Origin of the sequence: Methylobacterium pseudosasicola (assembly GCF_900114535.1) — a bacterium.
GTDB classification, from domain to species: domain Bacteria; phylum Pseudomonadota; class Alphaproteobacteria; order Rhizobiales; family Beijerinckiaceae; genus Methylobacterium; species Methylobacterium pseudosasicola.
The window spans coordinates 1-21,707 of the sequence record NZ_FOTK01000046.1 but is presented as its reverse complement, the minus strand read 5'-3'; the positions used below and the strand labels follow the sequence as shown (position 1 = coordinate 21,707).

The window sequence follows — 21,707 nt, the reverse complement described above, 5'->3', positions numbered from 1 at the left end:
AGGGCCATGCTCAGCACCGATACAGACATCCTCGCCGCCGCCTCCTCCTGGCGGCGGGACGGGCGCGCCGTGGCGCTCGCCACCGTGATCGAGACCTGGGGCTCGGCGCCCCGGCCTGTGGGCAGCCATCTCGTGGTCGATGCCGAGGGCAATTTTCTGGGGTCCGTCTCGGGCGGCTGCGTCGAGGGATCTGTGATCACCGAGGCGATCGAGGTGATCGAGGCCGGAGCGCCCCGCATCCTCGAATTCGGCGTCGCCGATGAGACGGCGTGGCGGGCCGGGCTGTCCTGCGGCGGCCGGATCCGGGTCTTCGTCGAGCGGCTCGACTGATGCGCACCGAGACCCTGGAGATCCTGAACGCCGAGCGCGCTGCGCGCCGGGCGACGATCCTGGTCACCGACCTCGCTGACGGGACGCAGCGCCTCGTCCGCGAGGCGGAGATCGGCGCCGATCCCCTGGCGGAGGTGCTGGGCAAGCACCTGGCCTCGGGCAAGAGCGGTCTCGTGGAGATCGGCGGCCGCCAGACCTTTCTGACCGTGCAGGTCCCGCCGGTCCGCCTCGTGGTGGTCGGCGCGGTCCACATCTCGCAGGCGATGGCGCCGATGGTGGCGGGGCTCGACCTCGCGCTGACCGTGATCGACCCGCGCACGGCCTTTGCCAGCCCCGAGCGTTTCCCAGGTGTCGAGCTCGTCGCCGAATGGCCCGACGCCGCCCTCGGCAGCCGCGTGCCGCCCCTGGACCGCTACTGCGCGCTCGCCGCCCTGACCCACGACCCCAAGATCGACGACCCGGCGCTGAAGGCGGCGCTCGCGGCCGAATGTTTTTATGTCGGCGCGCTCGGCTCGCGGAAGACGCACGCGGCCCGCACCGCCCGGCTCGCGGAGGCCGGGTTCTCGCCCGAGCAGATCAACCGGATCCGGGCGCCGATTGGGCTCGCCATCGGGGCGGTCAGCCCGGCCGAGATCGCGCTGGCCGTGCTGGCCGAGATCGTGGCGGCGCTCCGCCGGGTTCCCCGCCCGGAGGTCGCGTGAGGTTCGGCCCCGTGCCGGTCGCCGAGGCGGCCGGCCTGATCAGCGCCCACACGGTCCGGCGCGACGGCATCACCCTGCGCAAGGGCGCGGTGATCCCTCAGGATGCGGCCGCCGGCTTGGCCGGTGCCGGGCTCTCCGAGATCGTGGCGGCCGCCCTCGAACCCGGCGATGTCGGCGAGGACGAGGCTGCGGCCCGGCTCGCCGCGCATCTGCGCGGGGCAAACCTGCGCGCGGAGGCGCCGTTCACCGGCCGCTGCAACCTGTTCGCCGAGACCGCCGGGGTCCTGACTCTGGCGCCGGCCCGGATCGACGCGGTCAACACCGTCGACGAGGCGGTGACGGTGGCGACGCTGCCGCCGTTCAAGCCGGTGGTCGAGGGCGAGATGGTCGCCACCGTGAAGATCATCCCCTACGCCGTGCCCGGTGCCGTGCTGGCCCAGGCCTGCGCGGCGGATACGGCCGGCGCCCTCGCGGTGGCCCCCTATCGCCGCCGGCGCGTCGGCGTGGTCTCGACCCGCCTGCCGAGCCTCAAGGAGACCACCATCGACAAGACGCTCCGGGTCCTGGCCGAGCGCCTCGCCCCGACGGGCGCCGAGATTGTTTTCGAGGATCGCGTGGCGCACGCGGCCGGCTCTGTGGCAGCGGCCCTCGTGGAGGCGACCGACCGGGCCGGGGCGGATCTGGTGGTCGTGTTCGGCGCCTCGGCCATCGCCGACCGGCGTGACGTGATCCCGGCCGGCATCACGGCGGCCGGCGGCACCGTCGCGCATCTCGGCATGCCGGTCGATCCTGGGAACCTGCTGCTTGTCGGCAGCCGGGCGGGCGTGCCTGTGATCGGAGCGCCGGGCTGTGCCCGCTCGCCCAAGGAGAACGGCTTCGACTGGATCCTGCACCGGCTGCTGGCGGATCTGACTGTCACCCGGGCCGACATCGTCGCCCTGGGGGTCGGTGGCTTGCTGATGGAGATCGTCTCCCGGCCGCAGCCCCGGGCCGGCGGCGAGGCCGCGGATCCCGATGCCTGAGATCGGGACGATCTTGCTGGCGGCGGGCCTTGGTACCCGGTTCGGCCCGGAGCCCAAGATGCTGGCGCCGCTCGACGGCAAGCCGCTGGTTCGCCACGCCGCCGAGGCAGCGCTGGCGGCCCGGCCGCGCCCGGTGGTCGTGGTACTCGGCGCCCATGCCGACGCGGTCCGGGCGGCGCTGGCGGGGCTCGATCTGACGTTTGTCGAGAACCCGGATTTCCGCGCCGGCTTGTCCACTTCGCTGCGCGCCGGATTGGCCGCGCTTCCGCGATCCTGCGAAGCGGCGGTGGTGGTGCTGGGCGACATGCCGCGGATTTCCGAAGTGCATATCGACCGCTTGGCCGTTTCCTTCGAAGAGTCTTCGAAGGCTGTGGCGGCCGTCGTCCCGGTGCAGGACGGCCGGCGCGGAAACCCGGTGCTCCTGAATCTACGCCTGCTGGCAGACGACATCGCCCGGCTCACCGGCGACCGCGGCGCCGGGCCGCTGCTCCGGAACCGGCCCGATATCCTGGAGATCCCGGGCGATCCGGCCACCGCCCTCGACATCGACACCCCGGATGCGCTGCGGGATGCCGACCGCCCCTGAGGCTCAGCGCTTGGCAGCCGCCTTCTTGGCCTCGGCCCGGCAGCGGTCGGAGCAGTAGCGCACCTCGTCCCAGACGCGTTCCCACTTCTTGCGCCAGGCGAACGGCCGGCCGCATTGGGCGCACACCTTCTCCGGAAGATCGCCCTTGCGGCGCATCGGCGGCATTTTTTTCGATGACTCCGGCGCTTGATATTCGGGGGCGGAAACAGATCCCAGCTCGGGTCCGTTCCGTGGGTTCGCTCAGCGGCGCGGGGCCACGGCGCGGGCGTCGAGGAACTTGGCGAGGCCAAGCATCAGCGCCAACCCGGTGAGGTTCACCGCGATCTGGAGCGGCCAAGTCGGGTCGAAGGTGCGGTAGAGGATCCGCCCGATCAGCGCCGCCAAGCAGCCCGCGGCGAAGATCTCCAGAGAGTGCCGGCCGCAGGCATCGATCAGCCGCAGCCCCCTCCACCCGGAGAGGCGCCGCACGGCGGGGGCGCTGAAGATCAGGTAGGTCAGGGCCAGGATGTGCAGCAGCCGCAACGGCGCGACATGGCTCTTGTCCGGCGCCGCGATCGCCAGCGGCCGGAGATCGGGCAGACCCCAGTCCGACCAGGAGCCGCCCTGCAGCAGCCCGAAGACCAGGTAGGCGCAGGCCAGACCGGCGGCCCAGTTCCGCCAGGGCAGCAGGCCGTCTCCGGCCCGGACCGCGACCGCCAGCACGGCCCCGATCACGAACAGGAACTGCCAGGCGAAGGGGTTGAAGTACCAGCCGTCATCCACCGCGGCGGCGTTGGGCAAGTTCAGGGTGTAGTCGACATTGGCCGCGAGCCACAGCGTGCCCGAGAGCGCCAGCACACCCCAGATTCCCCGCCGCATCCCGAAATACACCGCCGGGAACAGCGCGAGCAGCAGGATGTAGAGGGGCAGGATGTCGAGGTAGTTGGGCAGCGCGTTGAGGGCGAGCCCGCGCAGGAGACCCGGCAGCAGCCCCATCTGGAGCAGCGGCGCGACGCCGAAGCGCGGCGTCAGCCCGGTCAGGTCCATCCAGATCCGGACGATGACCAGGGTGGCGAGCAGCAGCCCGGCCTGGAACAGGTAGATCCGCAGGCAGCGCCGGCCGATGCGAACCAGGGTTTCCCGCACCCCCGCCCGGTCGAACAGCCCGCCATAGGCCACCATCGACGAATAGCCGGCCAGCAGCACGAAGATCTCGGCGGCGTCCGAGAAGCCGAGATTGTGCAGGGTGAACAGGGCCGGCGCGTTGCGCGGAATGTGGTCGACGAAGATCATCAGCAGCGCCAGGCCGCGCAGCACGTCGACCCGGGCGTCCCGGACGGGTTTTTTGGAGGGCGGTTCGAGCGAAGGGGCGGACGCGGGCGCCGCCGCCGGCATCACGCCGCCGCCGAAAGGCGCCCGCTCCAACTCGTCGAGGCTGTTCAAACCGTCATCACCAAAACGCCCGCCTGTCGGTATCGGTGCAATAATAGTCTCTTCGCGACGGAATGCCGGGGAGACTTCGCTCCTCACGCGCCCGCGTCCAAGAATCGGGCCGCTTCCGTGGAGCTGCGGTGGTTGCCCGTCGCCGCGGGCAGAAGACCGCGACGTCGGCCCCGTCCCGTTCGGGCTACCGGATTCACCCATCGGGTTTCGGGTTTATGTCGACGCGGGGTCAGGCGGTTTTCGCTTCGGCTCCCATCCGGAAACCCATCCCCCCGCTCGCATCTTGCGTGAACACGCTATAGAGGCGGCGGATCGATCCCGATGGCCCGCTGGCCGCCGGGGAGGGGCTGGGTTCATGCGCGTCCTCGTCACCGGAGCCGGAGATTTTCTCGGCCGCCGCCTGCTCGAGGCTTTGCGCCGGAAGCTTCCCCCGGACAACCCAATCCTCGGCATCGATCGGCGCCCGCAACCGCCCCTTGACGGGGTCACGTTCCTCGATGTCGATCCCTTCGACGCGGACAGGCTCACCGCCGCGGTCACCGAGTTCGACCCGACCTTCGTGGTCCATCTCGCCGCCCTCGCGTCGGTGGCGCGGTCGAGCGAGACGCCGGCCTATGCCTGGCGGGCGGATCTGCTCGGTACTTTGAACCTCGCCGAGGCGGTGGCCCGGACCCGCGCGACCCTGGTCTTCCTGAGTTCGACGGTGGTCTACGGCGAGGCGTTCCGCGACAAGCCGCGGCCCGACGAAGCCGTGACGCCCCGGCCGGACACGATCTCGGGGCGCACCAAGAACGCCTGCGAGTACATCCTGCGCGACGTGCTCGCCAATGCCGGCGTGAAGCACCTCGTGCTGCGGCCGTCGAACTATATCGGTCCCGGCCAGAGCGAGACCTTTGTGGCCGCCTCCTTCGCGGGCCAGATCGCCCGCATCGAGCGCGGGCTGGCGCCTCCGACCGTGGCGGTGGGCGATCTCGCGGCGGCGCGCGACTTCATCGATGTGTCGGACGTGACCGCGGCGTGCCTGCGGGTCCTGGACCGGGCCGAGGACCTGCCCGATGGCGGCATCTTCAACGTCGGCACGGGGGTGGTGACGCCGGTCTCGGCGATCCTCGACGCGTTCCGCGGCCTGACGGAGGCGCCCTTCACCGTGGCGGTCGCACCGGAGCGGACCCGGCCGACCGGCGTGCGCAGCCAGGGCTGCGACCCGTCGGCCTTCACGGCGGCCACGGGCTGGGTGCCAACGGTTCCCCTCGCGCAGAGCCTACAGGCGATGCTGGACGAAGCGCGGGCACGCGTGGGCTGACCAGGATTTTTACAACCTAATCCCACCCCACCACCTCAGGATGAGGGTGAGGATGGGATTTCGGTAGGGTTTGTGATCCCGGCCCGGAGGCCGAGACCACGCTTTACCGCGAAAACTTCTTGTACTTGATCTTCTTGGGCATGAGCGAATCCGCCCCGAGCCGGCGCATCTTGTCGGCTTCGTAGTCGGAAAAATTGCCCTCGAACCACTCGACATGGCTGTCGCCCTCGAAGGCGAGGATGTGCGTGGCGATGCGGTTCAGGAACCAGCGATCGTGGCTGATGATCACCGCGCAGCCCGCGTAATCCTCCAGCGCGTCCTCAAGGGCGCGCAGGGTCTCCATGTCGAGGTCGTTGGTCGGCTCGTCGAGGAGCAGCACGTTGGCGCCGCCCTTCAGGGTGCGGGCGAGGTGGACGCGGTTGCGCTCGCCGCCCGAGAGGGTGCCGACCTTCTTCTGCTGGTCGCCGCCCTTGAACGCGAAGGCCGCGCAATAGGCGCGGGAATTGATCTCGCGCTTGTTGAAATAGATGATGTCGTTGCCGCCCGAGACCTCCTGCCAGACCGTGGCATTCGGGTCGAGGGCGTCGCGCGACTGGTCGACATAGCCGAGATGTACGGTCTCGCCGATGGCGATCTTGCCGCCGTCCGGCTTCTCCTGGCCGGTGATCATCTTGAACAGGGTGGTCTTGCCGGCGCCGTTCGGGCCGATCACCCCGACGATGCCGCCCGGCGGCAGCTTGAACGACAGGTCCTCGATCAGCAGGCGGTCGCCGAACGCCTTGTTGAGGTGCTCGAACTCGATGACGTTGTTGCCGAGCCGCTCGTCGATCGGGATGACGATCTGAGCCGCGGCGTCGACCTTGTTGTTCTGCTTGGCGACCAGCTCCTCGTAGCGGGTGATGCGGGCCTTGGACTTCGACTGCCGGGCCTTCGGCGAGGCGGCGATCCACTCCTGCTCGCGGGCGATCGAGCGCTGGCGGGCCATGTCCTCGCGGCCCTCCTGCTGGAGGCGCTTCTGCTTCTGCACCAGCCAGGCCGAGTAGTTGCCCTCGTAGGGGATGCCCCGGCCGCGATCGAGCTCCAGGATCCAGCTGGTGACGTTGTCGAGGAAGTAGCGATCGTGGGTCACGATCAGGATCGCGCCCGGATAGGTCTTCAGGTGCCCTTCGAGCCAGTTCACCGTCTCGGCGTCGAGGTGGTTGGTCGGCTCGTCGAGGAGCAGCAGCTCCGGCTCCCAGAGCAGCAGCTTGCACAGGGCCACGCGGCGGCGCTCGCCGCCCGACAGGGTCGCCACCGGCTGCTCGTCGCTCGGGCAGCCCAGGGCCTCCATGGCCTGATCGACCTTGGAATCGAGCTCCCAGAGATTGGCGGCCTCGATCTTGTCCTGGAGCGCCGTCATCTCGTCGGCGGTCTCCTCGGAATAGTTCATGGCGAGTTCGTTGTAGCGGTCGAGCAGCGCCTGCTTCTCGGCGACGCCCTCCATGATGTTCTCGCGGACCGACTTGTTCGGATCGAGCTGCGGCTCCTGCGGCAGGTAGCCGACCCGGGCGCCCTGCGCGACGAAGCCCTCGCCGGTCCATTCAGAGTCGATGCCGGCCATGATCTTGAGCAGCGTCGACTTGCCCGAGCCGTTGATGCCGAGCACGCCGATCTTGGCGTCCGGGTAGAACGACAGGTTGACGTCCTCCAGGACCTTCTTGCCGCCCAGGTAGGACTTCGTGAGTCCCCGCATGTGGTAGATGAATTCGCGAGCCATCGCGGATCGTCCTCGGCGCGTTGTTCGGGAAAGCGCGGTGCGTGCCAGCGGCACGGGTCAGGCGCGGGGTCTTCGACCCGTCCTGTCAGCGCGTTCCCTACGATATAAGAATGCTTTCGACCGAGTATCAGGCCCGCCGGGCAGCGGCAAGGATCCGGGGCCGGCCGTCATCGGCTCAGGCGAAGGGGTTGGGCACGGATTTCGGTGTCGCGTCGGGCGCCTCCGCCACCGCCTCGGGCAGGTCGCCGGCCTCCAGGGCCTTCACGATGGCGTCCAGCGTGTCCCGGAGCAGGCGGGCCTGGGCGAGGCCGGCCTTGTCCTTGGTGAGGTCGAGGGAGCCGTGCAGGGCGATTCGGTCGGTGCCGTTCTCGAAGCTGAGGGCGCCGATGGTGCGCACGGAGGCGTCGTCCGCGAAGGGCTCGAAGGATTCCGCCTTCGGCTTCCGGCGGCTTGGCTTGTCTTCGGACATCGTCCCTCTCAGAAGATCGCGCGCATCAGGTCGCGCAGGACCTTGCGCACGGCGCGGTTGAATTCGCGGCTCAGCCAGTCCTGCCAGGTCTGCTCGTGGCGGGGCCGGTGCTCGTCGGCGCGGGCGGCGGCCTTCGGATCGGGCAGGGCCATGGCGCTGGCCTTGGCGGCGGGCTGGAGGCCCGGAAACACGTCGATCCCGGCCTCGCGGGTCAGCTCGTCGATCGAGACCGCGCGCCAGTCTCGCGAATCGTCGTTGCGGGCGAGATAGGCGCCGGCCTCGCCGCTCGCCGGGTCGTAGAGCGCCTTGAACAGCTGCGTGGGCACGAGCACGCCGCCTTTGATCTGCTGCACCGCGTCCCCGGAGAAGATCACCCCGGTGACCAGGAAGAGCGAGCCGCGCCGGGTCGCCAGCCGCCGCGCGCCCTCCTCGATATCGGCCCAGAGCCCGCGGTTGAGCACGCGGTTCTGCGGCACGATGTTGGCCAGGCTGAACGATTCGGCTTGGGCGCTCAAGGTCGGCATGTCGCCCGCCGGGGCCAGGTGGCCCCGGTCGAAGCCGCTGCGGACGTAATCCTCCAGGGAGGCGCGCTCGGCGTCCGGTAGCCGCGTCTCCTCGTGGAAGGAATCGTCCCGGGCGACCGTGCGGGCGTCGGCGACGCTGGCCCGGGTGAGATGCTCGGCGGCGTAGAGCGGCGTGCGCGTCACCCCCGAATGCAGGACCGCGAAGGCCTCGAAGCACAGCGGCACCGTGCGGGCGGCGAGCTTCGCGTTGGTCAGGATCGGCGCCAGCCCGTTGGCGAACAGGGCCGGGCAGGTGTCTTGGGCTCCGGCCGGAGTCGCAAGCGCAGCGACTATCAGGGCCGCGACCAAACGCCCCCGGACGTATCTTACCAGCATACCCGCACCCGCCGGGGGCCCTCCGGGGTCGGACGCTCCCGCCAGGCGCAGGGGCGGCCGAGGCTGCTGCTGAACGGCCGCGCGTCGCGGTCCGGGCCGCCGGGCTGGACCCGCTCCGGGCAGGCGCCCAGGAAGTTGCAGGGGAAGCCGAGGTTGCCGTCCGGCGGGCGCGGACTGGCGTAAGCTTGGCCGGCATAAGCTTGGCCGCTGGGGGTAATCGCCAGCATGAGCAAAATTGTGCACAGACGAGCCGGGCTCAAGAGCGGACCTCATGTGGCGGTAAGGGCACGTGACTGAAAAAATCGCCGGCCCGACATTGATCGCGCCGCCGTTCGTCCGTACCTGCACTATCATGACAGCGACGGACGGGTCGGTTCTAGCATGAACGCGCGCCCCCCGGGTGCAAGCGTCGTGACGGCGAGACTCCCTGTGTGGGACCCGTATGACGGGGCCGTCGCCACACTCGAACGAGCGGATGCGATCCTTGGCGATATCCTCTGAGCAATCGGCGTTGCTGGACCGTGTCCCGGAGCCTGCGGCGCTTCGGCAGCTTCCGGAATCGGAGCTGCAGGCGGTGGCGGACGCGGTGCGGGCCGAGATGATCGACGCGGTCTCGATCACCGGCGGCCATCTCGGCTCGGGGCTGGGCGTGGTCGAGCTCACCGTCGCCCTGCACCACGTGTTCGACACCCCCGACGACCGCATCGTCTGGGATGTCGGCCACCAGTGCTACCCGCACAAGATCCTCACCGGACGCCGCGACCGCATCCGGACGCTGCGCCAGGGCGGCGGCCTGTCCGGCTTCACCAAGCGCTCCGAGAGCGCCTACGACCCGTTCGGCGCCGCCCATTCCTCGACCTCGATCTCCGCGGCTTTGGGCATGGCGGTCGCCCGCGACCTCGACGGCGAGGCCGCCAAGGCCAAGGGCCGTCAGTCCAAGCGCCGCAACGCCATCGCGGTGATCGGCGATGGCTCGATGTCGGCCGGCATGGCGTATGAAGCCATGAACAATGCCGGCGCCCTGCACTCGCGCCTGATCGTCATCCTCAACGACAACGACATGTCGATCGCCCCGCCGGTGGGCGCCATGTCGGGCTACCTGGCGCGGCTGGCATCCGGCGGCACCTACCAGTCGCTGCGCGAGACCGCCAAGCAGCTCGGCAAGCTCCTGCCGAAAGCCCTCTACCAGCGCGCCGCGGCGGCGGAAGAGTACGCCCGCTCCCTGGTGGTCGGCGGCGGCACGATGTTCGAGGAGATGGGTTTTCACTATGTCGGCCCGGTCGACGGGCACAACCTCGACCAGCTGCTGCCGGTGCTGAAGAACGTCCGCGACGCCGAGCACGGCCCGATCCTGCTCCACGTCGTCACCCAGAAGGGCAAGGGCTACGCCCCGGCCGAGGCGAGTGCCGACCGCTACCACGGCGTGGTCAAGTTCGACGTGGTCTCGGGGGTCCAGGCCAAGGCCAAGCCCAACGCCCCGGCCTACACAAGGGTGTTCGGCGAGAGCCTGATCAAGGCGGCGGATGCCGACGACAAGGTCGTGGCGATCACCGCGGCGATGCCCGGCGGCACCGGCATCGATCTGTTCGGGAAAGCCCACCCCGACAAGACCTTCGACGTGGGCATCGCCGAGCAGCACGCGGTGACGTTTGCCGGCGGGTTGGCGACGGAAGGCTACAAGCCGTTCGTGGCGATCTACTCGACCTTCCTGCAGCGGGCCTACGACCAGGTCGTGCACGACGTGGCTTTGCAGAACCTGCCCGTGCGGTTCTGCCTGGACCGGGCCGGGCTGGTGGGCGCGGACGGGGCGACGCATGCCGGCGCCTTCGACCTGGCGTATCTGTGCTGCCTGCCGAACATGACCGTGATGGCGGCCGCCGACGAGGCCGAGCTGGTGCACATGGTGGCCACCGCGCACGCCCATGACACCGGCCCGATCGCGCTGCGCTACCCGCGCGGCGAGGGCGTCGGCGTCGAGCTTCCGGAGCGGGGCGACGTGCTTGCGATCGGCAAGGGCCGGACGGTGCGGCGGGACCCGGAGGCGCGTGTGGCGATCCTCAGCTTGGGCACGCGGCTGTCCGAGGCTCTGAAGGCGGCGGATGCGCTGTCGGACCAGGGCGTGGCGGTGACGGTGGCGGATGCGCGCTTCGCCAAGCCCCTGGACGAGGCGCTGATCCTGGAGCTGGCGCAGAGCCACGAGGTTCTGATCACCATCGAGGAGGGCTCGCGGGGCGGGTTCGGGGCGATGGTGCTGCACCTGCTGGCCGAACAGGGCGCGCTGGATGCGGGCCGGGTTCGGGTTCGGACACTGACGCTGCCGGACCTGTACCAGGACCACGACAGCCCGGAGAAGATGTACGCCGAGGCCGGGCTCGACGCCGCAACCATCGTCAAGACCGCGCTGGCCACCCTGCCGGAGCGCAAGGAAGGCCGCTCGCGCCTGCGCTTGGCCTGACGCGCAGGCCGAAAAGGGGCGGGGACGTGGGTCCGCCCCTCGCTTGCCGCCTGGGCGGTTCGATGACACAAGCGCGGCGCGGCGGGGTCCCCCGCCCGCGCCGGCATTCCGCAACGCTTAAGACATGTGATGGTAGAGGCCACTTCCTCCGGCCCGTCCGAGGTCGGCCCCGTGCTGATCACCGGCGCGAGCGGATTCCTCGGTTCCGCCCTGGTCGACGTGTTCCGCCGGGCCGGCTTTCCGGTGCGCATCCTCGTGCGCGCCTCTAGCCCGCGCCGGAACCTGACCTGGAAAGATGTCGAGATCGCCGAAGGCGACATGCGCGATCCGGCGGCCGTGGCCGCCGCCATGCGCGGCCAGCGCTATCTGATCCACGCCGCGGCCGATTACCGGCTCTGGGCGCCGGACATGGAAGAGATCGTTCGCACCAACCGCGACGGCACCCGCCTGATGATGCGCGCCGCCCTCGACGCGGGCGTCGAGCGGGTCGTCTACACGTCGAGCGTCGCCACCATCAAGCCGCCGGCCGACGGGGTCACGCCCTCCGACGAGACCATGCCGCTGACCCCCGAGACCGCCATCGGCGCCTACAAGCGCAGCAAGGTCGTGGCCGAGCGCGTCGTCGAGGAGATGATCGCCCGGGACGGTTTGCAGGCGGTGATCGTCAACCCATCGACGCCGATCGGCCCCCGGGACGTCAAGCCGACCCCCACCGGCCGGATCATCCAGGAGGCGGCGCTCGGCAAGATGCCGGCCTTCGTCGATACCGGGCTCAACCTCGCCCATGTGGACGACGTGGCTCACGGCCACCTGCTGGCGCTCCGCAAGGGGCGGATCGGCGAGCGCTACATCCTGGGCGGCGAGGACGTGTTCCTATCGCAGATGCTCGCCGACATCGCCGGGATGGTCGGCCGCAAGCCGCCGACCGTGAACCTGCCGCGGGCCGCGGTCTATCCGGTGGCGTTTTTCGCGCAGCTCGCCGCCCGGGTCACCGGCCGGCAGCCCTTCGCCACCATCGACGGCATCCGCATGTCCCGCTACCGGATGTTTTTTTCCGACAAGAAGGCCCGGGCGGAGCTGGGCTACACGGCGCGGCCCTATCGCGAAGGCCTGTCCGACGCGATCACGTGGTTCCGCCAAGCCGGATATCTCGGATGAGCAAGCTCGATACCGCGACCGACGCGCGCTCCGGCAAGGGCCACCGCGACGAGAACTTCCCGGTCGCCTCGCACCTGATCCACCCGCGCCAGCGCGGCGCGATCCTGGCCTTCTACAACTTCGTCCGCGCCGGCGACGACGTAGCCGACCACGCCGAGCTGTCGCCCGAGCGCAAGATCGAGCTGCTCGACCGGCTGGCCGATTCGCTGACTGGCGCCGGCCCGTCCGACCCCGAGGCGGAGCCGCTCAAGCGCGAGCTCGCCGCACGGGGCCTGCCACCGCGCCACGCGCTGGAACTGCTCGACGCCTTCCGGATGGATGCGCGCAAGAACCGCTACGCCGACTGGGACGAGCTGATCCACTATTGCCGCTACTCGGCCATGCCGGTCGGGCGCTTCGTCCTCGACGTGCATGGCGAGGATCCGGCCCGGGTCTGGAAGTCCTCCGACGCGATCTGCGCGGCCCTCCAGATCATCAATCACCTCCAGGATTGCGGCAAGGATTTCGCCGGGCTCGACCGGGTCTACATCCCGCAGGACGCCCTCGACCGGCACGGCGCCACGGTGGCGATGCTGGGCGCCCCGAAGGCGAGCCCGCAGCTTCGCGCCGTGATCGCCGAGCTGGCGCAACGCTGCCTCGTCCTCCTGGACGAGGGCGCGGTTTTGCCGGACCTGATCGACGACCTGCGGCTGTCCCTGGAGATCGCCGCGATCCACCGCCTCGCCGTGGTGCTCGCCAAGGGCCTGACCACGCGCGATCCGCTCTCGGAAAAAGTCCATCACGGCAAGGCCGCCTTCGCCCTCACGGCGCTCGGCGGTGTCGCCGCCACCCTGGCGCGCCGCCCCTTCCGGGGCCGGACCGTGCGGGGCGCGGCTCAGGGAATCCGCTCGTGAGCGCCACCGCGACCACCGCCCCCGCCGCAGAGACCGCCGCCCCGGCCCTGCCGGCCGCCGGCTCCTCGTTCTACACCGCCATGCGCCTGCTCCCGAAGGAGCGGCGCGAGGCGATGTACGCCGTCTATGCCTTCTGTCGCTCGGTAGACGACGTTGCCGATGATGGCGGAACCCGGGCGGTGCGCCAAGTCGAGCTCGACCGCTGGCGCGCCGATATCGACGCCCTCTATGCCGGCCGGCCGGCTGCGCGGGTGCGCGACCTCGTCGAGCCGGTGCGCCGCTACGACCTCAAGCGCGAGGATTTCCAGGCGGTCATCGACGGCATGGCCATGGATGCGGTCGAGGACATCGTCGCCCCCGATGCCGAAACCCTCGACCTCTATTGCGACCGAGTCGCGAGCGCGGTCGGCCGCCTGTCGGTGCGAATCTTCGGCATGCCGGAGGCGGACGGCGTCCGGCTCGCCTGGCACCAGGGCCGGGCGCTTCAGCTCACCAACATCCTCCGGGACATCGACGAGGATGCCGAGCGCGGCCGTCTCTACCTGCCCCGCGAGAAACTGGCCGCTATCGGCCTGACCAATCCGACCCCCACGGCGGCGATCAGCCATCCGCGCATTGGCGAGGTCTGCCTCTCCGTGGCCCGAGAGGCCGAGGAGCATTACCAGGCGACCTGGGAGATCATCCGGCGCAGCCCCCGCAAGGCGACCAAGGCCGCCCGGCTGATGGCGGCGGCCTACCACCTCTACCTCAAGGCGGTGATCGCCCGCGGCTGGACGATGCCCCGTGCCCGGGTCAAGCCCGGCAAGCTCGCGCTGCTCGGCGTCGTCCTCCGGCACGGCCTGATCTGATGGGACGCATCCACGTTGTCGGCGCTGGTCTCGCCGGCCTCTCCGCGGCCGTTGCGCTCGCCGAGACCGGCGCCCAGGTGGTGCTGCACGAGGCCGCCAAGCAGGCGGGCGGGCGCTGCCGCTCATATTACGACCCGTCGCTCGGCCTGACGATCGACAACGGCAACCACCTGCTGCTGTCGGGCAATGCCGACGCGCTCGGTTTCCTCAAGACCGTCGGCGCCCCCGCGGACGCGCTCACCGGCCCCGACGAGGCGGCGTTCGACTTCGCCGACCTGAAGACCGGCGATCGCTGGCGCCTGCGCCCCAATGCCGGGCGGCTGCCCTGGTGGGTGATGAGCCCGTCGCGGCGCGTCCCCGGCACCCGCGCCCGCGATTATCTCGCCCCGCTGGGGATCCTGCGGGCGGCCTCCGGCAAGCCGGAAGGGGCGGGCGGCACGATCGGCGAGAGCATGGCCTGCGAGGGCGATCTCTACGCGAAGCTCTGGCACCCGGTGCTGCTCGCCGCGCTCAACACCGAGCCGCGGGACAGCGATGTTGGGTTGGCGGCCAAGATCCTGCGCGAGACCCTGGGCGCCGGCGGCAAGGCCTGCCGACCGCTGGTGGCAGTGGAGGGCCTGTCCTACGCCTTCGTGGACCCGGCCCTGCGCTACCTGACCGCCCGCGGTTGCGAGATCCGCCTCGGCCGACGCCTGCGCGGCCTGGAAGCCGTCGACGGCCGAGTCGGGCAGCTCCTGTTCTCCGACGGCCCCGAGGCGATCGGCCCGGAGGACGGAATCGTGCTCGCCTTGCCGCCCTGGGTCGCCCGGGAGGTGTTGCCCGGTCTCCTCGCCCCGGTGGAATTCCGCTCGATCGTGAACGCGCATTTTGCGCTTGCGCCGAAGCCCGGCAGTCCGCTGATCCTCGGCGTCGTAAACTCGCTCACAGAGTGGCTTTTCGCCTATCCGGACCGGTACTCGGTCACGATCAGTGGTGCAGACCGGCTCCTCGACGTGCCCCGGGAAGACCTCGCCCGGCAGATCTGGGGGGAGATCGCAGCTTTGTGCAATCTTGCTCCGGAACTGCCTAGCTGGCAGATCGTAAAGGAGAAGCGTGCGACGTTCGCTGCGACACCGGCCGAGGCCGCGCGTCGCTCGGGCGCCGAAAGCGCCTACACGAATCTCGTCCTGGCAGGCGATTGGACCGCGACCGGTCTGCCATCGACGATCGAGGGAGCGATCCGCTCTGGCAAGACGGCCGCGCGTGCGCTGCGGCACGGATCCTCCGTGCGCGCCGGGCTACGCGCGCCAGGTTCGGGCGCATTGGGCGCCGCTTGAGGCATGGCGGCCGCGACGCAGCGGCCGTTCGAGGCGAGGACAATGAGAGAGGCCGTAAGCAAGGTCGAGCCGCTGCAGCGCTCGAAGACCCAGGGGATCTCGCTCGACGACGTCGAGCGCGGCGTGGCGCAGGCGACGCGTTCGCTGATCAACCTGGCGCATGACGACGGGCATATCTGCTTCGAGCTCGAGGCGGATGCCACGATCCCGTCCGAATACGTCCTGTTCCACCATTTCCGCGGCACGCCGGTTCCCGACGGCCTCGAGGCCAAGATCGGCAACTACCTGCGCCGCACCCAAGGCCGGCATGGCGGCTGGGCCCTCGTCCACGAGGGGCCGTTCGACATGAGTTGCACGGTCAAGGCGTATTTCGCCCTCAAGATGATCGGTGACGACATCGAGGCGCCGCATATGCGCCGCGCCCGGGAGGCGATCCTGTCCCGCGGCGGCGCCGCCAACGCCAACGTCTTCACCCGCTTCATGCTGGCCCTCTACGGCGAGGTGCCCTGGCGCGCCGTGCCGGTGATGCCCGTGGAGGTGATGTTCCTGCCGAAGTGGTTCCCGTTCCACCTCGACAAGATCAGCTACTGGGCCCGCACCACCGTGGTGCCGCTGTTCGTGCTCCAGGCGACCAAGCCGCGCGCCCGCAACCCGCGGGGCGTCAGCGTCCAGGAGCTGTTCATCACCCCGCCCGAGAGCGTCCGCACCTGGCCGGGCTCGCCGCACGCCACCTGGCCGTGGACGCCGATCTTCGGCTTCATCGACCGGATGCTGCAGCTGGTCGAGGATCGCCTGCCGCGCAAGAGCCGTCAGCGCGCCATGGAGAAGGCCCGCGCCTGGGTCAGCGAGCGCCTGAACGGCGAGGATGGCTTGGGGGCGATCTTCCCCGCCATGGTCAACTCGGTGCTGATGTACGAGGTGATGGGCTACCGGGCCGATCACCCGCAGGTCCGGGTCGCCTGCGACGCCATCGAGAAGCTGGTGGTCGAGAAGGCCGACGAGGCCTACGTGCAGCCCTGCGTCTCGCCGGTCTGGGATACGGCGCTCGCCAGCCACGCCCTCTTGGAGGCCGGCGGCCCCGAGGCCGAGGCCCAGGCCCGCGCCGGTCTCGACTGGCTGAAGCCCCGGCAGATCCTGGACATCGTCGGCGACTGGGCGGCGCGCAAGCCGAAGGTCCGCCCGGGCGGCTGGGCGTTCCAGTACGCCAACGCCCATTACCCGGACCTCGACGACACCGCCGTGGTGGTGATGGCGATGGACCGGGCTATGCGCCAGCACGGGCTGGTGGCCGGCATGCCGGACTACAAGGCCTCCATCGCCCGCGCCCGGGAATGGGTCGAGGGGCTGCAGTCGCAGGATGGCGGCTGGGCGGCGTTCGACGCCGACAACAACCACATGTACCTCAACCACATCCCGTTCTCGGACCACGGCGCGCTGCTCGACCCGCCGACCGCGGACGTGACCGCCCGGGTGGTCGGGATGCTGGCCCAGCTCGGCGAGACCCGGGAGACCTCCCGCGCCCTCGACCGCGGCGTGAACTACCTCCTGAACGACCAGGAGGAGGACGGCTCCTGGTACGGCCGCTGGGGCATGAACTTCATCTACGGCACGTGGTCGGTGCTGTGCGCCCTGAACGCCGCCGGGGTCGATTCCGCCGATCCGCGGATCCAGCGCGCGGTCTCCTGGCTGATCCGCATCCAGAACCCGGATGGCGGCTGGGGCGAGGATGCCAACTCGTACAAGATCGACCCGGCCTTCGAGGCGGGCTCGTCCACCGCCTCGCAGACCGCCTGGGCGCTGCTGGCCCTCATGGCGGCCGGTGCGGTCGACGATCCGGCCGTGACCCGAGGCATCAACTTCCTGACCCGCACGCAGGGTTCGGACGGGTTCTGGAACGAGGAGCGCTACACCGCCACGGGCTTCCCGCGGGTGTTCTACCTGCGGTATCATGGCTACCCGAAGTTCTTCCCGCTCTGGGCGATGGCGCGGTACCGCAACCTGAAGCGCACCAACAGCCGGCGCGTGCAGTTCGGCATGTGAGGTTTTGGGAGGCCGGCCCGCTGGGCCGGCCCCTCAGCCGGGTCGCGAACGTCGACCGCCCGCGAACCCCGGTATCCCGCACGTGGCCTCATCCGACGACGATCCCGCGGCAGCCGTCCTCCGGCGCTCGCGGCTCCTTGCGGAGCTCGCCGGACTGGTCCACCAGCGCGCCATGATCGATCCCGCCGCGCCCGTCCTCGCCGTCACCGGTCTCGCCCGCGAGCGCCGCCTCGCAGCCGGGGAGGGGGTCGAGGCGGTCGGCGCCGGCGGCAACCCGCATCGCCTGCGCCAGCTTCTCGACGCGCGCCCGCAGCCCGGCTGCCGGGCGGTGATCAGCTTCGGCATCGCGGGCGGCCTCGACCCGTCCCTGAAGCCCGGCGAAGTGGTGGTCGGCACCGGCATCGTCGGCGAGGAAGGCCGCCGCGCCGCCGATCTCGACCTCTCCGCCACGCTCCTGAACGCCCTGTCCGGCATCGGCCCCCGGGTGATCCCGGCCGATCTCGCCGGCGTCGACACGGCCGTTCTTGGGGTCGACGGCAAGGCCGAGCTGCGCGCCCAGACCGGCGCCGCCGCCGTCGACATGGAATCCCACGTCGCTGCTGCTTATGCCGGCCGCCACGGCCTGCCCTTCGCGGCCCTGCGGGTGATCTGCGACCCCGCCAACCAAGCACTGCCAGCCTTCGCCGCCCAGGCGCTCACCCCAGACGGCGAGCCCGACATCGCCGCCGTGTTTTTTGCTTTCGCCCGGGGCCGGGCGCGGCTCGGCGATCTGATGCGGCTCGCCCGGGACTCGAATGCGGCGTTTGCGGCACTGGGCAAGTGCCGGACTCGGTTGGGGCCGGGTCTCGGCATTCCGGTGCCGTCGCACCCGGTGTCCGGCTGACAGGTCTGCAGTCGCTCCCACCGTCATGGCGAGCGGAGCGAAGCAACCCAGTGTCGCGCGCCCTCGACGAACGAGGCTGGTCCCTGGGTCGCTTCGCCCGCAATGACAGTGCGGAAGCCCAAGCGACATCCGGCGGCGCATCGAACCTGTTGCCAGATCAAAAAAAGACGCCGGCCCGTTCGGCCGGCGTCAGTCGGGAGGAAGCATGAGGCGGCGCGGGGCAAAAATCCCCGCGCCGGATCGAAACCGGCCTCAGCCGGCGTTCTTGCTGAGCGAGACCGCCACGAAGCGGGTCTGGCCCTTGCTGCTCTTCACCCGCATGAGCACCGCCTTGCGGCCGCTCGATTCCGCCGTGCGGATCTGCGCGGCGACGTCGGAAGGACGGGTCACGCTCTGGCCGCCGACATCGAGGATCACGTCGCCGGCCTCGATGCCCTTGGCGGCGGCCGGACCGTCGGGATCGACCTGGACCACGGCCACACCCTGGTCGGACAAGCCGACATCGGCGGCCGGCGCGAGGTTCAGGCCGAGCCGCGGCTGGCCGTTGCCGGAGTCGTCTTCCCGGGCGGCGATCTTGGTGCCGTCCGTCGGCATGGCGCCGAGCGTCACCGTCGCGGTGTCGGCCTTGCCGCCGCGCAGGTAGCTCAGCTCGACCTTGGCGCCGGGCTTCATGCCGGCGATGCGGCGCGAAAGCTCGCGGGCGCTATCGACCGTATCGCCGTTGACCTTCTCGATCACGTCGCCGGCCTTCAGGCCAGCCTTGGCCGCCGGGGTGCCGCTCTCGGCGTGATCGACCAGGGCGCCCTTCGCCTTGTCGAGGCCGAGCCCGTCGGCGATGTCCTGTGTCACGGGCTGGATCTGGACACCCAGATAACCGCGGGCGACCTTGCCGTCGGTGCGGAGCTGATCGACCACCGCCTGCACGGTCTCGGCCGGGATCGCGAAGGCCAGGCCCACGCTGCCGCCGGACGGGGACGCGATGGCGGTGTTCACGCCGACCACCTCGCCGTTGACGTTGAAGGTCGGGCCGCCGGAATTGCCCTTGTTGATCGGGGCGTCGATCTGCAGGAAGTCGTCGTAGGGGCCGGCGCCGATATCGCGGCCGCGGGCCGAGACGATGCCGGCCGTCACGGTGCCGCCCAGGCCGAACGGGTTGCCGATCGCCACCACCCAGTCGCCGACCTGCGGGGCGGTCTTGCCGAACTGCACGTAGGGGAAGTTCGAACCCTCGTTGATCTTCAGGAGCGCGACGTCGGTCTTGGCATCCTTGCCGATGACCTTGGCGTCGAGGGTGCGGCCGTCGTCGAGGGTCACCTGCACGGTCTTGGCGTGGTCGACCACGTGGTTGTTGGTCACGACGTAGCCGTCGGCCGAGATGATGAAGCCGGAGCCGACCGCGCCGCGCGAGCCCTGGCGCTGCTGCGGCTGGGGCTGGCCGCCCGGACCGTTCTGGCCGAAGCGGCGGAAGAACTCGCGCAGCTGCGGCGGCACGTTCTGGAGGTTTTGGCCCTGGCTCGGGCCGTCATCGTCGTCGCTGCTCGCCGAATCGTCGAGCTTGACCTTCACCGAGACGACGCCGGGCTTCACCTTGTTGACGATGCCGGCGAACGAGCCCGGCGGATGCTCCGGGGCCTCGATCGGGGTCTTGGGCAGGGCCTGGGCGTAGGCCGGGGTCACGGAGGGCAGGGTGCTGCCAAGGGCGCCACCGGCGATCAGCGCGGCAGCGGCCACCGAGGCGAGGGCGCGGCGCGAGGTCCGGCCAGAGAACTGAGTGTGAGGATGGGTCTCGGTCATGGGGATCGCAACCTCTTGAGACGGATCGGGACGACGCCGGGGACGCGGCGGTCGATGCGATCGGTCTAACGGGCGGCGCCTGACCCCGGCGTGGCGGTCAAATTACGGTTTGGACATGTGCGCGGACGCGGCGGAACCGGATCCCCAACCCGAGCGACGGTTGCCGGCTCTCAGATGGCGGTGAGGCAGACCGAGGCCTTGGGTGTGGCGTGGGAAAAGTCCGTGGCTCGTGCCGCCCGTCACCTGCGCTTTCAGAAAGTTACGATACAGTCTGAAGCATCTTGGCAGGCAGCCGTAAACTTGATCCGTGTAGATCGGTGCCGCTTCAGATGGGTGAGGGTGGAGAGATGAAGACGCTGTTCGCGGTTGCCATTCTATGCGGATCCACCATCGGGGCGATGGCGGCCGACAGCTACTCGGATTATCGGACTTATTTCGACGAAAAACCCGTTTCGAGTGATCGGACCAAGCTGAAACCTTCGAAAAAAAACACCATACCATCGAGGACGTCGATGCGCGGCGTTTTGACGATGGCGATGCCTCCAAGAACCCCGACAATCTGAAGCCGGGCTAACGGAATCGTGCCGGAATCTACGTGCCGCCCGACTATTCCGCCCATCCGCGCGGCCCGTCAGGGGACGGCTTCGGCAGTTCGATCGATGACTCGTATGGCAGCGTTAGCGCGCCCAATCCCTTCGTGGGTCCCCTCGGCACCCGCCGATAAAGTGAGGGTTGGCTATCGGGCGGTCCGTTCCCACCCTCGACCTCATCCCGAGCAGCTTACGCACAGCGCGAGCCCTGAAGGAGCTCTCCAGGGATCGCGCGGCTAGCACGGGCTCCTTCGAGGCCTCCGCTGCGCTCCGGCGCCTCAGGATGAGGGGGGAGGCAGGATAAACGTCGCGTGGGCGGGGGGATTCGGCATGAAGCCGTCATCGTTGCGTCGCCCGCCTAATCCTCGCTCAATCGCGCCAGCGCTTCCTCGATCTTCACGAGCCGCGCGGCCTCGGCCTCCCGGCGCTCGCGGTTCTCCTCGATGATCTCCTCGGGGGCGCGGGCGACGAAATCGGCGTTGCCGAGCTTGGCGTCGATCTTCTTAATCTCGCCCTGGGCCTTGCCCTGCTCCTTCTTCAGGCGCGCGACCTCTGCGGCGAGGTCGACGACGCCTTCGAGCGGCAAAGCCGCGACGCTGCCGCGCACGAGGAGCTGTACCGAGTTCTTCGGCGGCGTCTCGGCGAAGGTGATCTCCGAAAGCCGGGCGAGGCGCAGCAGCGTGTCCCGCCAGGCTTCGACCCGGGTGCGGACCTCCGAAGACGTCCCGACCATCACCAGGGGGATCTGCGCTGCGGCGGGGACGCTGGTCTCGGAGCGGGCCGAGCGGATCTGGCTGACGAGATCGACCACGAAGCCGACCTCGGCCTCGGCGCCGGCATCCGCAAGCCCGGCGAGATCCGGCCAGGCGGCCATCGCCAGGAGGCCGCGCTCGGGGAGCGCCGCGCCCTTGATCGCCCACAGCTCCTCCGTGAGGAACGGCATGAATGGATGCAGCAGCTTGGCGACCTGGTCGACCAGGAACGCCACCGTCGCCTGGGTCTCGGCGCGGACCGCCGGATCGACGCCTTCGCCCTGGAGCACGGGCTTGGCGAGTTCGAGGTACCAATCGCAGAAGATGTTCCAGACGAAGCGGTAGGCGGCTGCCGCCGCGTCGTTGAACCGATAGGCTTCGAGGGCGGCCGTCACCTCGTCCACGGCCCGGGCCGCTTCGGTCAGCGCCCAGCGGTTGATCGCCCCGGTGATCGCCCGCGGGTCGTAGGCGGGATCCAGCTGGCAGCCGT

Annotated in this window: 21 protein-coding genes; 13 read left to right on the top strand and 8 right to left on the bottom strand. The window is 70.0% G+C overall.

The features are described from left to right. The first annotated feature begins 6 nt into the window (after positions 1 to 6). Genes BM228_RS28290 through BM228_RS28275 form a run of 4 tightly spaced genes read left to right on the top strand, consistent with a single transcriptional unit; the run spans position 7 to position 2,639 of the window. The gene (locus tag BM228_RS28290) at positions 7 to 330 is read left to right on the top strand and encodes an XdhC family protein (RefSeq protein WP_092045911.1); all 324 of its coding nucleotides are present in this window, start codon (positions 7 to 9) and stop codon (positions 328 to 330) included. Beyond that, positions 330 to 1,031, top strand: coding sequence for an XdhC family protein (locus BM228_RS28285; protein WP_092045909.1), 702 nt, complete (start codon positions 330 to 332; stop codon positions 1,029 to 1,031). The genes BM228_RS28290 and BM228_RS28285 overlap by 1 nt, the downstream gene beginning before the upstream one ends. Next, the gene (locus tag BM228_RS28280) at positions 1,028 to 2,053 is read left to right on the top strand and encodes a molybdopterin-binding protein (RefSeq protein WP_092045907.1); all 1,026 of its coding nucleotides are present in this window, start codon (positions 1,028 to 1,030) and stop codon (positions 2,051 to 2,053) included. Before BM228_RS28285 ends, BM228_RS28280 begins: the two co-directional genes overlap by 4 nt. Further along, the gene (locus BM228_RS28275) at positions 2,046 to 2,639 is read left to right on the top strand and encodes a nucleotidyltransferase family protein (protein WP_092045906.1); all 594 of its coding nucleotides are present in this window, start codon (positions 2,046 to 2,048) and stop codon (positions 2,637 to 2,639) included. The genes BM228_RS28280 and BM228_RS28275 overlap by 8 nt, the downstream gene beginning before the upstream one ends. 3 nt (positions 2,640 to 2,642) lie before the next feature. Here BM228_RS28275 and BM228_RS28270 read toward each other — a convergent pair whose 3' ends face one another. Next, on the bottom strand, positions 2,643 to 2,804 hold the full coding sequence (locus BM228_RS28270; RefSeq protein WP_208612114.1) for a DUF2256 domain-containing protein: 162 nt from the start codon (positions 2,802 to 2,804) through the stop codon (positions 2,643 to 2,645). Positions 2,805 to 2,879: 75 nt separating this feature from the next. Beyond that, complete coding sequence (locus BM228_RS28265; protein WP_092045904.1) at positions 2,880 to 4,061, bottom strand: OpgC family protein; 1,182 nt, start codon at positions 4,059 to 4,061, stop codon at positions 2,880 to 2,882. A gap of 355 nt (positions 4,062 to 4,416) precedes the next feature. On the opposite strand from BM228_RS28265, the gene BM228_RS28260 reads away from it, so the two are divergent. Next, entirely contained in the window at positions 4,417 to 5,364 is a 948-nt protein-coding gene (locus BM228_RS28260; protein WP_092045902.1) for an NAD-dependent epimerase/dehydratase family protein, read from the top strand. Between the two features lie 103 nt (positions 5,365 to 5,467). Here BM228_RS28260 and ettA read toward each other — a convergent pair whose 3' ends face one another. From ettA to BM228_RS28240, 4 genes are all read right to left on the bottom strand, one after another. Continuing rightward, the gene (ettA, locus tag BM228_RS28255; protein WP_092045900.1) at positions 5,468 to 7,120 is read right to left on the bottom strand and encodes an energy-dependent translational throttle protein EttA; all 1,653 of its coding nucleotides are present in this window, start codon (positions 7,118 to 7,120) and stop codon (positions 5,468 to 5,470) included. A 175-nt stretch (positions 7,121 to 7,295) separates the two neighbouring features. Further along, positions 7,296 to 7,589, bottom strand: a complete 294-nt coding sequence (locus BM228_RS28250; protein ID WP_092045898.1) for a hypothetical protein — start codon at positions 7,587 to 7,589, stop codon at positions 7,296 to 7,298. A gap of 8 nt (positions 7,590 to 7,597) precedes the next feature. After that, positions 7,598 to 8,488, bottom strand: coding sequence for a DNA/RNA non-specific endonuclease (locus tag BM228_RS28245; protein ID WP_092045896.1), 891 nt, complete (start codon positions 8,486 to 8,488; stop codon positions 7,598 to 7,600). Continuing rightward, complete coding sequence (locus BM228_RS28240) at positions 8,479 to 8,715, bottom strand: hypothetical protein (RefSeq protein ID WP_092045895.1); 237 nt, start codon at positions 8,713 to 8,715, stop codon at positions 8,479 to 8,481. Before BM228_RS28240 ends, BM228_RS28245 begins: the two co-directional genes overlap by 10 nt. Positions 8,716 to 8,963: 248 nt before the next feature. Here BM228_RS28240 and dxs point away from each other — a divergent pair, with 248 nt between their 5' ends. The 7 genes from dxs (at position 8,964) to BM228_RS28205 (ending at position 18,081) form a co-directional block, all read left to right on the top strand. Then, complete coding sequence (dxs, locus tag BM228_RS28235) at positions 8,964 to 10,943, top strand: 1-deoxy-D-xylulose-5-phosphate synthase (protein ID WP_092045893.1); 1,980 nt, start codon at positions 8,964 to 8,966, stop codon at positions 10,941 to 10,943. A 129-nt stretch (positions 10,944 to 11,072) separates the two neighbouring features. Continuing rightward, the gene (gene hpnA, locus BM228_RS28230; RefSeq protein ID WP_092045892.1) at positions 11,073 to 12,101 is read left to right on the top strand and encodes a hopanoid-associated sugar epimerase; all 1,029 of its coding nucleotides are present in this window, start codon (positions 11,073 to 11,075) and stop codon (positions 12,099 to 12,101) included. Continuing rightward, positions 12,098 to 12,994: a squalene synthase HpnC gene (gene hpnC / locus BM228_RS28225; protein ID WP_092045890.1), complete on the top strand. Its 897-nt coding sequence runs from the start codon at positions 12,098 to 12,100 to the stop codon at positions 12,992 to 12,994. Before hpnA ends, hpnC begins: the two co-directional genes overlap by 4 nt. Beyond that, on the top strand, positions 12,991 to 13,842 hold the full coding sequence (gene hpnD, locus BM228_RS28220) for a presqualene diphosphate synthase HpnD (RefSeq protein WP_092045889.1): 852 nt from the start codon (positions 12,991 to 12,993) through the stop codon (positions 13,840 to 13,842). Before hpnC ends, hpnD begins: the two co-directional genes overlap by 4 nt. After that, positions 13,842 to 15,158, top strand: coding sequence for a hydroxysqualene dehydroxylase HpnE (gene hpnE / locus BM228_RS28215; RefSeq protein ID WP_092045887.1), 1,317 nt, complete (start codon positions 13,842 to 13,844; stop codon positions 15,156 to 15,158). The genes hpnD and hpnE overlap by 1 nt, the downstream gene beginning before the upstream one ends. A 42-nt stretch (positions 15,159 to 15,200) precedes the next feature. Further along, the gene (gene shc / locus BM228_RS28210; protein WP_092045886.1) at positions 15,201 to 17,198 is read left to right on the top strand and encodes a squalene--hopene cyclase; all 1,998 of its coding nucleotides are present in this window, start codon (positions 15,201 to 15,203) and stop codon (positions 17,196 to 17,198) included. A 172-nt stretch (positions 17,199 to 17,370) separates the two neighbouring features. After that, positions 17,371 to 18,081, top strand: coding sequence for a phosphorylase (locus tag BM228_RS28205; protein WP_167367851.1), 711 nt, complete (start codon positions 17,371 to 17,373; stop codon positions 18,079 to 18,081). A gap of 252 nt (positions 18,082 to 18,333) precedes the next feature. Here BM228_RS28205 and BM228_RS28200 read toward each other — a convergent pair whose 3' ends face one another. Continuing rightward, a complete protein-coding gene (locus tag BM228_RS28200; protein WP_092045883.1) occupies positions 18,334 to 19,875 on the bottom strand; it encodes a Do family serine endopeptidase in 1,542 nt (513 codons plus the stop codon). Between the two features lie 347 nt (positions 19,876 to 20,222). Here BM228_RS28200 and BM228_RS34145 point away from each other — a divergent pair, with 347 nt between their 5' ends. After that, positions 20,223 to 20,438 (top strand): hypothetical protein, encoded by a 216-nt coding sequence (locus BM228_RS34145; protein ID WP_139234236.1) that lies wholly within the window; start codon positions 20,223 to 20,225, stop codon positions 20,436 to 20,438. Between the two features lie 385 nt (positions 20,439 to 20,823). On the opposite strand, the gene BM228_RS28195 is transcribed toward BM228_RS34145, so the two are convergent. After that, positions 20,824 to 21,707 (bottom strand): class I tRNA ligase family protein (locus tag BM228_RS28195; RefSeq protein WP_139234235.1); only part of this gene is annotated, 884 nt, incomplete at its 5' end.